Source organism: Epilithonimonas pallida, assembly GCF_900182975.1.
Lineage (GTDB): Bacteria > Bacteroidota > Bacteroidia > Flavobacteriales > Weeksellaceae > Epilithonimonas > Epilithonimonas pallida.
The window spans coordinates 393,881-406,748 of record NZ_FXUO01000001.1; the positions used below are offsets into that span (position 1 = coordinate 393,881).

General features: G+C 35.9%; 12 protein-coding genes. 2 read left to right on the plus strand and 10 right to left on the minus strand.

Features of this window, described 5'->3' with window-relative positions; genetic code table 11:
• The first annotated feature begins 45 nt into the window (after positions 1 to 45).
• Positions 46 to 1,344 (plus strand): magnesium transporter, encoded by a 1,299-nt coding sequence (gene mgtE, locus QOL71_RS01610; RefSeq protein ID WP_283415269.1) that lies wholly within the window; start codon positions 46 to 48, stop codon positions 1,342 to 1,344.
• A gap of 194 nt (positions 1,345 to 1,538) precedes the next feature.
• Here mgtE and QOL71_RS01615 read toward each other — a convergent pair whose 3' ends face one another.
• The 6 genes from QOL71_RS01615 to QOL71_RS01640 all read right to left on the minus strand — a co-directional run bounded on the left by QOL71_RS01615 (position 1,539) and on the right by QOL71_RS01640 (position 7,353).
• Positions 1,539 to 2,150 (minus strand): inorganic pyrophosphatase, encoded by a 612-nt coding sequence (locus QOL71_RS01615; protein WP_283415270.1) that lies wholly within the window; start codon positions 2,148 to 2,150, stop codon positions 1,539 to 1,541.
• A gap of 7 nt (positions 2,151 to 2,157) precedes the next feature.
• Entirely contained in the window at positions 2,158 to 2,667 is a 510-nt protein-coding gene (locus QOL71_RS01620) for a DUF7935 family protein (RefSeq protein ID WP_283415271.1), read from the minus strand.
• Between the two features lie 21 nt (positions 2,668 to 2,688).
• Positions 2,689 to 3,570: a hypothetical protein gene (locus QOL71_RS01625; protein ID WP_283415272.1), complete on the minus strand. Its 882-nt coding sequence runs from the start codon at positions 3,568 to 3,570 to the stop codon at positions 2,689 to 2,691.
• Positions 3,567 to 4,244 carry a RadC family protein gene (gene radC / locus QOL71_RS01630; RefSeq protein ID WP_283415273.1) on the minus strand — a complete coding sequence of 226 codons (678 nt, stop codon included), beginning with the start codon at positions 4,242 to 4,244 and terminating at the stop codon, positions 3,567 to 3,569. Before radC ends, QOL71_RS01625 begins: the two co-directional genes overlap by 4 nt.
• A 13-nt stretch (positions 4,245 to 4,257) precedes the next feature.
• The gene (locus QOL71_RS01635) at positions 4,258 to 4,932 is read right to left on the minus strand and encodes an ABC transporter ATP-binding protein (RefSeq protein ID WP_283415274.1); all 675 of its coding nucleotides are present in this window, start codon (positions 4,930 to 4,932) and stop codon (positions 4,258 to 4,260) included.
• Positions 4,933 to 5,025: 93 nt separating this feature from the next.
• Entirely contained in the window at positions 5,026 to 7,353 is a 2,328-nt protein-coding gene (locus QOL71_RS01640; protein ID WP_283415275.1) for an ATP-dependent helicase, read from the minus strand.
• A gap of 156 nt (positions 7,354 to 7,509) precedes the next feature.
• On the opposite strand from QOL71_RS01640, the gene QOL71_RS01645 reads away from it, so the two are divergent.
• The gene (locus QOL71_RS01645; protein ID WP_283415276.1) at positions 7,510 to 8,595 is read left to right on the plus strand and encodes an FUSC family protein; all 1,086 of its coding nucleotides are present in this window, start codon (positions 7,510 to 7,512) and stop codon (positions 8,593 to 8,595) included.
• Here the strand turns inward: QOL71_RS01645 and QOL71_RS01650 are convergent.
• From QOL71_RS01650 to aspA, 4 genes are read right to left on the minus strand one after another with little or no spacing between them, the layout of a single operon-like run.
• The gene (locus tag QOL71_RS01650; RefSeq protein ID WP_283415277.1) at positions 8,592 to 9,635 is read right to left on the minus strand and encodes a hypothetical protein; all 1,044 of its coding nucleotides are present in this window, start codon (positions 9,633 to 9,635) and stop codon (positions 8,592 to 8,594) included. The genes QOL71_RS01645 and QOL71_RS01650 overlap by 4 nt on opposite strands.
• Positions 9,632 to 10,543 carry a glycosyltransferase family 2 protein gene (locus QOL71_RS01655; protein WP_283415278.1) on the minus strand — a complete coding sequence of 304 codons (912 nt, stop codon included), beginning with the start codon at positions 10,541 to 10,543 and terminating at the stop codon, positions 9,632 to 9,634. The genes QOL71_RS01650 and QOL71_RS01655 overlap by 4 nt, the downstream gene beginning before the upstream one ends.
• Positions 10,544 to 11,344 carry a class I SAM-dependent methyltransferase gene (locus QOL71_RS01660; RefSeq protein ID WP_283415279.1) on the minus strand — a complete coding sequence of 267 codons (801 nt, stop codon included), beginning with the start codon at positions 11,342 to 11,344 and terminating at the stop codon, positions 10,544 to 10,546.
• Positions 11,344 to 12,753 (minus strand): aspartate ammonia-lyase, encoded by a 1,410-nt coding sequence (gene aspA, locus QOL71_RS01665; protein WP_283415280.1) that lies wholly within the window; start codon positions 12,751 to 12,753, stop codon positions 11,344 to 11,346. The genes QOL71_RS01660 and aspA overlap by 1 nt, the downstream gene beginning before the upstream one ends.
• Between the last annotated feature and the right edge of the window lie 115 nt (positions 12,754 to 12,868).

Below are 12,868 nucleotides of genomic sequence, written 5' to 3' on the forward strand. Positions count from 1 at the left end.
TTTGCAAAGCTAAATTTTTAAAAAATCGAGAATCAAGAAATTATATTGAATCCTGCTGACGTTGCAGAATCACTTAGCAAATTGCCGGTGGAAGAACGTATTCTGCAGTTTTTGAAACTTCCGAAATCTGAAAAGGCGGAAGTGTTTTCTCATCTCGATCCTGATTTCCAAGAAGATACCATCAGAAGTATTGCAAGCCACGAAGTTTCTGACATCCTGAACGAAATGTCACCCGATGACAGAACTCAGCTTTTCGAGGATTTTCCGGATGAATTAATCAAGTATTCAATCAATCTGCTTAACCCGCAAGAACGTAGAGTTGCTTTGAAACTCCTTGGTTATGAAGCGGATTCTATTGCCCGTCTGATGACACCTTATTATGTCCAGATCCGGAAAGAATGGACAGTTAAAAGATGTTTTCAGCAGATTAAGAAAGTTGGTAAGAAAGTGGAAACACTCAATTTTCTTTATGTAGTTGACGAAAGAAACCGATTGATAGACGATATCACAATAGGTTCTCTCCTATTGGCAGATGAAGAACAATTGATCTCCGAATTGTGTGACGATCATTTTGTTGCAATCAAGACAACAACTTCCAAAGAAAATGCAGTTCCTTATTTTGAGAAATATGACCGAAGTGCATTGCCGATCATTACTGAAAATGGCGTTTTGGTTGGAATTGTAACTATTGATGATATTTTGGATCAAATCGAATCTCAAAATACAGAAGACATTCAAAAGTTTGGAGGTTTGGATGCGCTGGATCTTCCTTACACCCAAACCTCAGTTTTCGAGATGGTGAAAAAAAGAGGATTCTGGTTAGTCGTTCTTTTCTTTTCCGAAATGCTGACGGCTTCTGCTATGGGCTATTTTGAGGACGAAATACAAAAAGCTGTTGTATTGGCACTGTTTGTTCCTTTGATTATTTCCAGCGGAGGAAATACAGGTTCACAAGCTGCCACTTTGATTATCCGTGCAATGGCATTACAGGAAATCGGTCTGAAAGACTGGTGGTATGTTATCAGAAAGGAAATATTTACCGGAATTTTTCTTGGAAGTATTTTAGGAATTATTGGATTTTTTAGGATTGCGCTTTGGCAGCAAACCGGGCTTTTCAATTATGGTGAACATTGGGTTTTTGTAGGACTTAGCATTGCTTTTTCTTTGATGCTGATCGTTCTTTGGGGAACAATTTCCGGATCAATGGTTCCTTTTGTTCTTAAAAAACTAAAACTCGATCCCGCGACTTCTTCTGCTCCTTTTGTGGCAACATTAGTGGACGTTACGGGATTGATTATTTATTTTTCTGTTGCAGGATTGTTCCTTACCGGCAAACTTCTCTGATCGATTCAATTTTTCTGACCAATTTTAAATCTTTGCGAAACACACCCCGGTCTAACTAGAGCTCTTTTCCTGAAAAGGAAAAAAAGGGAATTCTTCATCTTCCTCAGGATAAACTACAGTTGAAAAAAAGCACCTAAATAAAAAATGCCACCTTTTTGAGATGACATTTTTTTATTTTTTTTGATTGGGATATTTTACTTCGCGTAATTGTCCGTGTAATCTTTTTGTGAAGCCAAAATCACTTTTTTAGCGTGCTCTGCCCCATAAACCAAATCGATTTTAACTTTTGCAGGTTCAGTTGGCAGGTTTTTATAGCTCAGGAAATAGTGAAGCAAACGATTGACCTCTGCTTTAGGTAATTCCGAAATATCTCTGATGTGTCCGTAAACCTGATCTTCCACCAATACGGCAATGATCTTATCATCTGCTTCTCCTTTGTCGATCATCTGGAAACCGCCGATTGGAATAGCTTCCATCAAAATATTACCGGAGGTGATGTTGTGCGAGCTGAGAACACAGATATCCAAAGGATCGTGATCGCCTACTGTTACGTCTGTTGCGCCTGTTGCCACAGCCAGATTTTTAACTTCCTCTTCGCAATATGTTCTCGGGATGAATCCGTATAAAGCAGGAATGATGTTGGAAAATTTCTGAGGACGGTCTACTTTAAGATATCCGGTTTCCTTATCTACTTCATACTTTATAGTATCTGTAGGAACAATCTCTACAAAAACGTTTACCACCTCAGGCGCTTTTTCTCCTGCAGAGATCCCGTGCCAAGGATGTGCTTTAAAATTAGGAATCATGTTTATTTTATATTATTTTGTTAAGTTCTTTTCTAAGATTTTCTATAGTGTCCGAGATATAATCTTCGGAATTGACGTAACTCATCAGAAAAACAGTTTTGAAATCTTCCAGTTTTGAGTTTTCGTTCAGTTCTTCGTAGGTTTTTCTCAGAAGCTGGATGACGTTGTTCTTGCTTGTAAGAATATCCTGCCAGGAAGATTTCGAAATGTATAATTGTTGCGAAGAATTATATTCGAACTCTTCGCTGATATTTTTTTCTGTAAGGAAAACAAACTCGTGCGGCTGAAGATCTCTATCAAATTTCATCACAAGATTGGAAGGTTTCAGACGTTCCAAAAACAATGTCATTCTTTCCAAAGCCTGAAGTTTGATTTCATTATTAGACTTGCTTGCCAGGAAATTTATTTCCTGTTTTTTAAGCCTGACAAAACTGTTCACGAATTGTTTCGCAAAAACCAGAAAAGGTAATGCGATGATAACTGCAACAGCATAAGGTAAATAATCTGAGTCAAACATATTTGAAATCGGATTGCAAAATTAAGAAATTTTTAGACAATTAAGGATGATATCTTTTTTAGAATTCTGAATTACTTGATATTGCTGCAAATCTGCACCAAAACTCTTGAAAAAGACCTCAATTCCACGGATGCTTCCGCCCATAAAATTAAAAGCTTTGGATTCTATATTCTGTTGTAAAATCCTGTCAATCAAAAAAGAAGCGCCATTATGATTTTTGAGCTCCTCATTATTTATCAATCCTAAAAGCGAGTACGAATCCGAATCATCTGTTAGTATTGTGATATTTGTCAATTGATTTTCAAAATAACTTCCGAACATTTTTAGTTTATTTGATTTTTCAAGAAAGAAAAGATATTCCAAGAAAAAATCCTGATCACTTTGTTTTTCTAAGCCTTTGAAATTATTTTTAATAAAATCCAAAATATGCTCGTGGGTGAAAACCTCTTTAAATTCTAAGTATTGCGCAGTTTTAACAGTTGACTTTCTTCCTTTGAAATACTTTTTTCTTCTGAGAAAAGCGTATTCCTGAACAGGTATAACAAAATTTTTTTTCGTTAATAATTCTGTTTTGAATTCATTATTAAAATTAAAAGCGTAATTCAGAATATTATAATGCTTTTTAAAATACTCAAGAAAAATTTGATTGATTTCCCTGTTAGAATTTCCAAAGATTCCTAATTGCTGGCAAAACAGAGGCATTATTACGATTTTGAAAAAAGCCTTTTCAACAAAAGGAATCGGCATCACAGCTTCATAATCATTATAAACCAGGAGTTCCCAATTTTTACATAAAAAATCAAGCGTTTCTTTATTGCAATAGAAATTTTTCTGGAAAGAATTTTCTACGCATTGATTATATTTTTCAAAATCAATTTCTTGATAAGATAGTCGTTTAATCATAAAATCCCTTCTTCTTTGAAGCTATAAAATTTATTTTGAGCAATAATGATGTGGTCAAGAAGCTCTATTTCCAATAATTTTCCTGCATCCTTTATTTTATTGGTGATTGCAATATCTTGCTGACTGGGTTTCAGACTTCCTGCCGGGTGATTGTGAGCTATAACAATTCTGGTGGAAAAGTGTTCCAAAGCTGTTTTGAAAATTACTCTGACATCCGCTACGGAACTTGCAATTCCACCTCGAAAAAGGCAGGTTTTATATAGAATTTTATTTTGATGATTAAGAAAGACTGCCCAGAATTCTTCTGTTGGTAGATCTGAAAGATGTGGCTGTAAAATCTCGAAGATGTCTTTACTACTACTGATTTGTTGTCTTTCAAGAACTTCCTGCTGGGATTTTCTGTTCCCGATTTCCAGGGCTGTTGCAATGGAAATGGCTTTTGCCTCTCCAACGCCTTTGAATTTCATCAAATCTTTGATTGATAACTGACTTAATCTGTGCCAATTATTTTCCACCGATTTCAAAATTCTTCTTGCTAATTCCACGGCAGATTCTTCACGATTCCCGCTTCCCATGATAATTGCCAGCAGTTCCGAATCCGAAACTGCTGCTTTGCCTTTCAAAAGGAATTTTTCTCTTGGGCGGTCGTCTTCCGCAAGGGATTTGATGCTCAATTTGAGTTATTAATTATAAATTATTAATGATCTGTCCGTCTTTCATTACCAACTTTCTGTCGGTGCTTTCAGCTAAAACCAGATTGTGTGTGACAATCACAAAAGTCTGCTGATATTTATCTCTCAAATCAAAAAATAACTGATGAAGGGCATCAGCATTTTTGGAATCCAGATTTCCGGTTGGTTCGTCGGCATAAATGATTTTTGGAGAATTAATCAAGGCTCTTGCAACGGCAACTCTTTGAGATTCACCACCGGAAAGTTCAGAAGGTTTGTGATGCAGCCTGTGCGCAATATTAAGGTCTTCGAAAAGTGAATGTGCTTTTTCGATCACTTCTCTTTCCGCAATTCCTCCGATTTTTGTCGGCAACAAAACATTTTCAAGTGCAGTGAATTCTGGTAAAAGCTGATGGTTCTGAAAAACAAATCCAATATTTTTATTACGAAATTTTGACAATTCCCTATCCTTCATATTTAGAAAGGAATTCCCGTCTAATGAGATTTCTGTTCCGTAACTACCAATGTCAGAAGGTTTGTCCAACGTTCCCAGAATTTGGAGCAATGTTGATTTTCCGGCTCCGGATTCTCCGACAATAGAGACAACTTCGCTTGGTTTGATATGGATATCGACACCTTTCAGAACCTCCAGCGTTCCGTAGAATTTATGTATATTTTTTGCTCGAATCATTATTTTCAATAGGTTGATGTGATCATTTGTTAATTCGATAATTAAAAAAACATTGTCAGATTATCGAATCACCATACTATCAGATTATATCATTTAAATCTTGGTTAATTTAGCAAATTTCAGAATAAGGTTTTTTTCGCCTTCGTTACTGAAAATAACTTTAGCTTTGATATTCTGAGGATCGGTTCCGTCCAGAAAAGTCACTTCTCCAATACCAAAACGGTCGTGACGAACTTTGTCACCTACTTCTATATTTTCTGAAGATGAGCCGCTTGGATTGATAATCTTAGCCGTGGCGACAGGTTTTAAAGTCTTTTTTGGTGGTGGATTATTGATATTTCTCTCCAGCGTTTTTTTCTCCTCTTTCTTTTTGAAAAATCTAGGTTCAGACGGCCTTTCATCAAAAATATTAGAATTGATTCCGGAATTGTTCACAAATCTTGCTTCCAACATTGGGTTGATGAATTCTATATATTTCGAATCCACTTCGCTCAAAAATCTTGACGGTTCCGAATCTGTAATTTTTCCCCATTGGAAACGGGAAACAGCATAAGTGAAATAAGCCTGCTTTTCCGCTCTTGTCAATGCGACATAGAACAAACGTCTTTCCTCTTCGAGTTCTTCTCTCGTGGATGAGCTCATAAAACTTGGAAATAGATTTTCCTCGAGTCCAACAAGATAAACTACAGGAAACTCCAGACCTTTCGATAAGTGAATGGTCATCAGCGACACTTTTTCGCCCTCATCTTTATCGTTCTGAGTATCGGATGATAATGCAATATTTTCCAGGAAATTGGACAAGCTTGGGTCGCCGTCCTCAATCTGTCTTTGTTCCTCGATAAAACCCTGCATTGAGTTCAATAATTCCTGGATATTTTCAACTCTGGAAATACCTTCCGGCGTTTGATCTTCTTTCAGGAATTTAATCAAACCACTTCGTTTTGCTACTTCCATGGCAACATCGTAAACATTTTCGGTTTTCAGCATCACCTGAAAAGCTTTTATCATCGCCCAAAAATCACCAAGTTTGGTGATGATTCCGTTATTTAAACCCAATTGCGGTGCATAAAATCCAAGATTATCCAAAACCTGAGTTATCGGAACATTGCGGGAATCTGCAAAAACAATCAGTTTATTTTGCGTTGTTTCTCCAATACCTCTTGCCGGATAATTGATGATTCTTGACAAGGCTTCGGAATCATTTTCATTAACCAAAATCCTGAGGTAAGCCAATAGATCCTTGACTTCTTTTCTTTGATAGAAAGATAATCCGCCATAAACTCTGTAAGGAATATTCTTCTTTCTGAGCGCATCTTCAAAAGCTCTGGTCTGCGAGTTGGTTCTGTAAAGAATCGCAAAGTCTGAGAATTTTCTCTGTTGTGTGTTATGCAACTCAAAAATATTGGCTGAGACAAAATTCGCTTCGTCAGCATCGGAAAGACTTCGGTAGACTTTTATTTTCTCCCCGACTTCATTTTCGCTGAAAACATTTTTCTTGAATTGTTGTAAATTTTTAGAAATCACAACATTGGCTGCATCTACGATATTTTGGGTAGAACGGTAATTCTGTTCCAGAGAAACGGTTACCGCATCGGGATAATCTTTCTTGAAATTCAGGATATTATAAATATTCGCACCACGAAATGAATAGATCGACTGTGCATCGTCTCCAACGACACAGATATTCTCGAATTTAGAAGCTAAAGCTTTGACAATCAAATATTGAGAATGGTTTGTATCCTGATACTCATCTACCAGAATGTATCGGAATCTGTCTTGATATTTAGCTAAAACTTCAGGGAATCTTGTTAATAGTTCATTGGTTTTCAATAATAAATCATCGAAATCCATTGCGCCGTTTTTGAAACAGGCTTCGACATATTTTCTGTAAATTTCACCAATCAATCTCATATTCGCTCTTTCATCAGCTTCCATCAATTCCGGGTTGTTGAAATAGGCGTTAACCGTAATCAGATTATTTTTGTATTGAGAAATTCTCGCCAAAACTTTCTTTGGCTTATAAATTTCCGCATCAACGTTCATATCCTTTATCACCTTCTTCAAAACATTGAGAGCATCCTGTGCATCATAAATCGTAAAGTTGGAAGGATAACCGAGATAATGCGCCTCGCTTCTGAGAATACGTGCAAAAACCGAGTGAAATGTACCCATCCAGAGTGACCGCGCATCGCTGACGCCAACGACTTTTGCGATACGTTCTTTCATCTCTTTTGCTGCTTTGTTGGTAAAGGTCAAAGCCAGAATATTGAAAGGGTCAACACCATTGGTAATCAGATGCGCGATCCTCATCGTCAGAACTCTGGTCTTGCCGGAACCTGCGCCCGCCAAAACCATCAACGGTCCTTGTAACGTAGTAACTGCCTCAAACTGTGCTTCATTTAATCCTTTCAGATAATCCATTATAGTCTCAAAATTTTAAGATAACAAAAATAGCGATTTTTATGCAATTTCTCATTTCATTAGAATTTGAATTTCCACGATTAATGGGTAATTTTGCACTGGCAAAAAATAGTTTTTCAAATCGCTGTTTCTAATTCTAAAAGTAAAATCAATCCATTGAAAATCAATATAAAAAAAGAAATCGGATCATTTTTTGAACTGAAACCATCACCCAGAAGCTGGCACATTCCTTTTCTTGCGGGACTTTCTGTTGGGATTCCTTTGATATTCGGATATTATTCCGGAAATGTAAAGGCTTCATTAACAGCAAGTCTGGCAGGCTTGGTAATTCTTTACATCCCGAATACAAAAGATATTTTTGAAATGATGATGAAGATGTTTGTCTGTTCTTTCGGGATGATTATTTCTTACATTTTCGGTTTGGTTTTTAGTTTCAATATGTGGATTGCACCTTTAGCTTTTGGGATTTTTTCAGCAATAGTTTATTATATTGTCCGATATTTCAATCTCAAACCTCCGGGAAGTTTTTTCTTTATTATGATGGCTTCTTTGGCTATCGGACTTCCCCACAATCCGGAAGCTATTCCGCAGAAAATCGGCGTTTTCACCATCGGGACTTTGAATGCTTGTCTTATTTGCTTGATTTATACTTTATTAAAATCCAAAAAAGAACCTAGTAAAAATGTAACTACGCTCCAGATCAATCCGTATGTTAATCTTGTAGAATCACAAATTATCGGGATCTGTATGTTTGCTTCGGTTTTGATTGGACAGATTTTTAAACTTGATTATCCTTACTGGATTCCGGTTTCCAGCTTGGCAGTTTTACAAGGTGTCAACCAATATCACATCTGGAAACGTGGTCTTCACAGGATTATTGGTACATTGATAGGCCTTGTGATTGCGTGGTTTATATTTTCTTACATTAATGATACATTGTGGATTTGCATTGCAATTATCTGTCTTCAGATCATTGTGGAAATGCTGATTACGAGGCATTATGCATTAGCAGTAATGTTTCTGACTCCAATGGGAATTCTGCTTGCTGAAACCGGAAGCTCCACTTCACTTAATCCTGATTACCTTTTAAAAATGAGATTGTTGGAGATTTTAATCGGTAGTGTTATCGGCTGTGTTGGTGGTTGGTTTTTGTATAATGAGAGAATCAGGTTTAATTCAATAAAAGGTTTGAGAAAGTCGAAAATTGTTTTGAGAAAGAGTTTTAAAAAAGAAAAGTCTTAAAGTTTTTTTATTAATTGAATTAATTTTCTTGAAGTAATTTCCCTTGAGTATAGTTTAAAGCCGAATCTTTGATTTTTTACTTCGGAAAGCTGAGTTTGTAAATCCTCTTTTTCAGGGATGATAAATTCTAAATCGCTTTCATAGCTTGTGGGAAAGATCGCTGGTTTTGCATATCTGATGGCGTCTCCAATATTGCCGCTGATTTTAGTTTTTCCGTAGATTTCTTTGACAGATAAAAACTCAGTTTCATTTTGAATTGGGCAATATAAAACATCTGATTTTCTCATCCATTCATCAAATTGTTGCTGATGAATTTTATGTTCAAAAAACTGTATTTTAATAGATTGTGGGAGTTTATCTATAGTTGACTTTAATTTTTTCAATTCTTTTCCGGAAGCTTTCCCAAGGAAAATAATTTCATAATGGACTTCGGTATTATCAAAGTTTTTCAGCTTGTAAAGAAACGTATTATAGTCTCTCCTGCTTTGCGAAACAGTACCAGGAACTACAATCCTGATTGTTTCCTTATCTGATTTTTCGGAATCGAATTGATTAAAATAAACCGGCAAAAATTCCAGATTATTTTTCTGAGAAATCAATTCGTCGATTCCCAAAAGATATTTTGATTTTTGATAGACTTTTGGAGCTTCCAAGAGTCCTTCTTTCAGAAATAATTTCAAACGATACTTAAAATCATTTTTGAAAATATTTTTGAATAATTCCCATTTTGAAGCTTTAGCAAAATTCAGATTATGAACAAGAATTGCCGTGTTGAATTTCTGCACAATTGCTTTGTAGAAAATGAAATGACGATGAACTGTTCCAATAATAATTAAATCATACTTTATCTTATCCAAAATCTCTAAAAGCTGGGAATAATCGGTTAGGAAAACATTTTTCCCGTGAATGTTCAACAGTTTAAAAATTTTTTCCGAGAAATAGAAATCAACAGAAAGTTCCGATGAATTTTTTGTCAATTCATAGAAGTTAGCGGCTAATTCTGCGTGTGTATCAAGTTCTATGTAAGCAATTCTTTTCATAAACCGAAATTTTTGAAAAATTCTTTCCAGCGTAGATTTCGGATAAATTTGATTTCTTCTTGGCTTAGATTTCGTTGGTCTTTTTGTTTCAGAAAAGATTTGATTGTGATAAAAAATTCTTTTGCAGAATGATTTTTAAAACTGGATTTTGCAGAAGAAATGATAGCCAGAGGCAAACTCAGACCAATGTTATAAAAATATTGACCCAATTTTTCGGCTTTTTGCGATTTGTATTTGTAAGCTGTCGGGCGCAAATGTTTTACCCAAATGTCTTTAATAGTGACAATGTCCCAACCGTGTTTTTTTGCTAATAAAATATCCAGATTATCCCAGCCGAGAACTGTTCGCAAACCGTTCATATCTTCAAAACATTCTTTTCTGTAAGCTTTTACAGGTCCGCGAACATGGTTTCTGGAAGATAAATCTTCAAAAATCCACTCGTGATTTTTGTTGCTGAAATCCAACCAATTTTCGTTTGGATTTCTTAGATTTTTGATTTCAGGATTTTGCTTATGCTTCTTAATGTAAACCAAACCGGAAACAATTCCGGCTTTTGGATTGGTTTCGAAAACCTGGTTGATTCTCTCTAAATAATTACGAGGAAAAACAATGTCTGCATCATATTTACAAATCACATCAAGGCCTTTCCAATCAAGAGATTCTAAACCTTTATTAAAAGTTCTCACAATTTTTGCACCAGGAGAATGCTCAGATTTTTCTAAATCCAAAACCTTGAATCTTGAATCTTGAACTTTGAAATTATTAGTGATTTCAGAAGTTCTATCGATGGAACCATCATTCACAATAACACAAACGAAATCTTTAAAAATCTGATTTTTAATGGATTCCAAGCATTGGGAAATATTATTCTCTTCGTTGTGGGCAGGAATGATGATTAGGAATTTCACTTAAAATTTATTGGATTTTAGATTAACTTCAAACAAAAATTCTGGAGTTTTAGGGTTTTCAAAAGTGGACGTATTAAAATTTTCTTTTGTGAAAACGGCACACATTGTATTTTGTGGATGGTAAAGATTTTTATGAAATTCTTTTGGTGTCCCGTCCAAAATAGCTTTGAAAACTTCGTAACGAATTTTCTCCGGGTTGTAAGCGTAGTCGTGCCAGACCACAACCGAATTATCGTGAACGAGATGTTTGAAAACCTGCTCCGTATCATGCTTTACCATCTCGTAAGAATGATCTCCGTCAATGAAGATCAGATCATATTTTTTACCAAGTCCGGCAAAATCAAAGGTTTTTGTATTACCTTCCAAATGCAGGATTTTTGAATTTTTCTTTGATAAAACACCATGTAATTCCGCATATTTTTTGTTCCAACCCATTGCTAGCATGTCAGCTTTGGAAAGATTCAGGGTTGTGCAGTCATCTATTTCTTTAGCGATGTTCCAAATGCTTTCTCCTCGCCAGGTCCCGATTTCGAAATATGAACTCTTCCCTTTCGCAAGAGTCTTCAATAAAGCTAAATCTGTAGGAAGCGAACCACCGTCAAGAATAAATAAATCAACATTGGATTCAAAATTACCATTAGTAATTTCGTCCAGAGAAACTTCCGGCAAACTTAATAATTGAGGATGTTTTTTTTGAAATTCCAGTTTTCTGACATCATTTTGATCAAGAATCAGATTAACAAGACTTGGTTGCTTTATAATATATTGAATGGACTTTATTAACTTTTGAAACTTGTTCATTAAACTGTAAATTTATTGTGTGGATTCAGCATGTTTTTCGGATCAAGAATTTCGTCTAACTTCTCCTGTGATAGCAATTGGTGTTCTATCACAAGATTATAAACACTTTTCCCGGTTTCCAAAGCTTCCTTGGCGATTTTTGTTGAATTTTTATAACCGATATACGGATTCAGGGCTGTTACAATTCCTATGCTGTGCTTCACCATATTAAGGCAAACTTCTTTGTTAGCCGTAATTCCTGAAACACATTTTTCCCGAAGCGTATCCAACGCATTACATAGAAAATGGATGTTCTCCATAATAGCGTGACAAAGTACAGGTTCCATCACATTAAGCTGCAATTGTCCTGCTTCTGCTGCAAATGTCACTGTCAAATCGTTTCCGATCACTTTATAACAAACCTGATTGACAACTTCCGGAATCACAGGATTGACTTTTCCAGGCATAATCGAAGAACCAGGCTGCATTGGTGGAAGATTGATTTCGTACAATCCTGCTCGCGGACCGGATGAAAGTAATCTCAGGTCATTACAAATTTTTGATAGTTTTACAGCCATTCTTTTCATCGCCGACGAATAGATGACGTAAGCGCCAGTATCTGGTGTAGCTTCTACAAGATCCGGTGCGGAAACAATAGGGATTCCGGTGATTTCTGCCAGATTCTCTGCGCATCTTTTAGCATAACCTTTTGGAGCATTTAAGCCAGTTCCAATGGCTGTTGCGCCCATATTGACTTCTACAAAGAGAAGCGCATTATTATTTAATTTTTCGATATCTTCTTCCAAAGTTGCGGCAAAGGCTTCGAATTCCTGCCCCATTGTCATTGGAACTGCATCCTGAAGCTGAGTTCTTCCCATTTTGATAACATCCTGAAACGCAATTCCTTTTTGGCGAAAAGCTTCAATAATTAATTTCAGTTTTTCAACTAAAACTTTGTTCATATTATAAAGCGCAATCTTTATCGCACTTGGATAGACATCATTGGTGGATTGGGAGAGATTAATGTGATCATTGGGTGAACAATACTGATATTCTCCTTTTTGATGGCCCAAAAGTTCCAGAGTAATATTAGCAATAACTTCGTTGGCATTCATATTCACGGAAGTCCCGGCGCCGCCTTGTATCATATCAATCGGGAATTCCTGGTTATATTTTCCTGAAATAACTTTGTCGCATGCTTTGATAATATTTTGATAAAGATTTTCTTCAAGAAGACCTAATTCATAATTGGTTTTTGCCGCTCCTTTTTTGATATAAGCCAAAGCGTTAATGAACTCCGGATAAGAGAATAATCTCTGACCTGAAATATTGAAATTATTAATAGCACGCTGCGTTTGCACTCCATAATAGGCATTTGCGGGAACTTCCAATTCCCCAAGCAAATCGCTTTCTATTCTGTATTGTTCCATTTTTCTCATTTGAAAGCGGAAAGTTACTGATTTTGGAAGAATTTATAACGTGCTAAGGCTTTAAAATTATCTTTTAATTCATAACCCAAAATTATTTTAACTCATTTTTCCGAAG

Excerpts from the sequence above, each read along its gene's own strand:
- QOL71_RS01615 (WP_283415270.1), bottom strand. The coding sequence starts at position 2,150 with ATGATTCCTAATTTTAAAGCACATCCTTGGCACGGGATCTCTGCAGGA.
- QOL71_RS01620 (WP_283415271.1), bottom strand. The coding sequence starts at position 2,667 with ATGTTTGACTCAGATTATTTACCTTATGCTGTTGCAGTTATCATCGCA.
- QOL71_RS01625 (WP_283415272.1), bottom strand. The coding sequence starts at position 3,570 with ATGATTAAACGACTATCTTATCAAGAAATTGATTTTGAAAAATATAAT.
- QOL71_RS01635 (WP_283415274.1), bottom strand. The coding sequence starts at position 4,932 with ATGATTCGAGCAAAAAATATACATAAATTCTACGGAACGCTGGAGGTT.
- QOL71_RS01640 (WP_283415275.1), bottom strand. The coding sequence starts at position 7,353 with ATGGATTATCTGAAAGGATTAAATGAAGCACAGTTTGAGGCAGTTACT.
- QOL71_RS01650 (WP_283415277.1), bottom strand. The coding sequence starts at position 9,635 with ATGAAAAGAATTGCTTACATAGAACTTGATACACACGCAGAATTAGCC.
- QOL71_RS01660 (WP_283415279.1), bottom strand. The coding sequence starts at position 11,344 with ATGAACAAGTTTCAAAAGTTAATAAAGTCCATTCAATATATTATAAAG.
- aspA (WP_283415280.1), bottom strand. The coding sequence starts at position 12,753 with ATGGAACAATACAGAATAGAAAGCGATTTGCTTGGGGAATTGGAAGTT.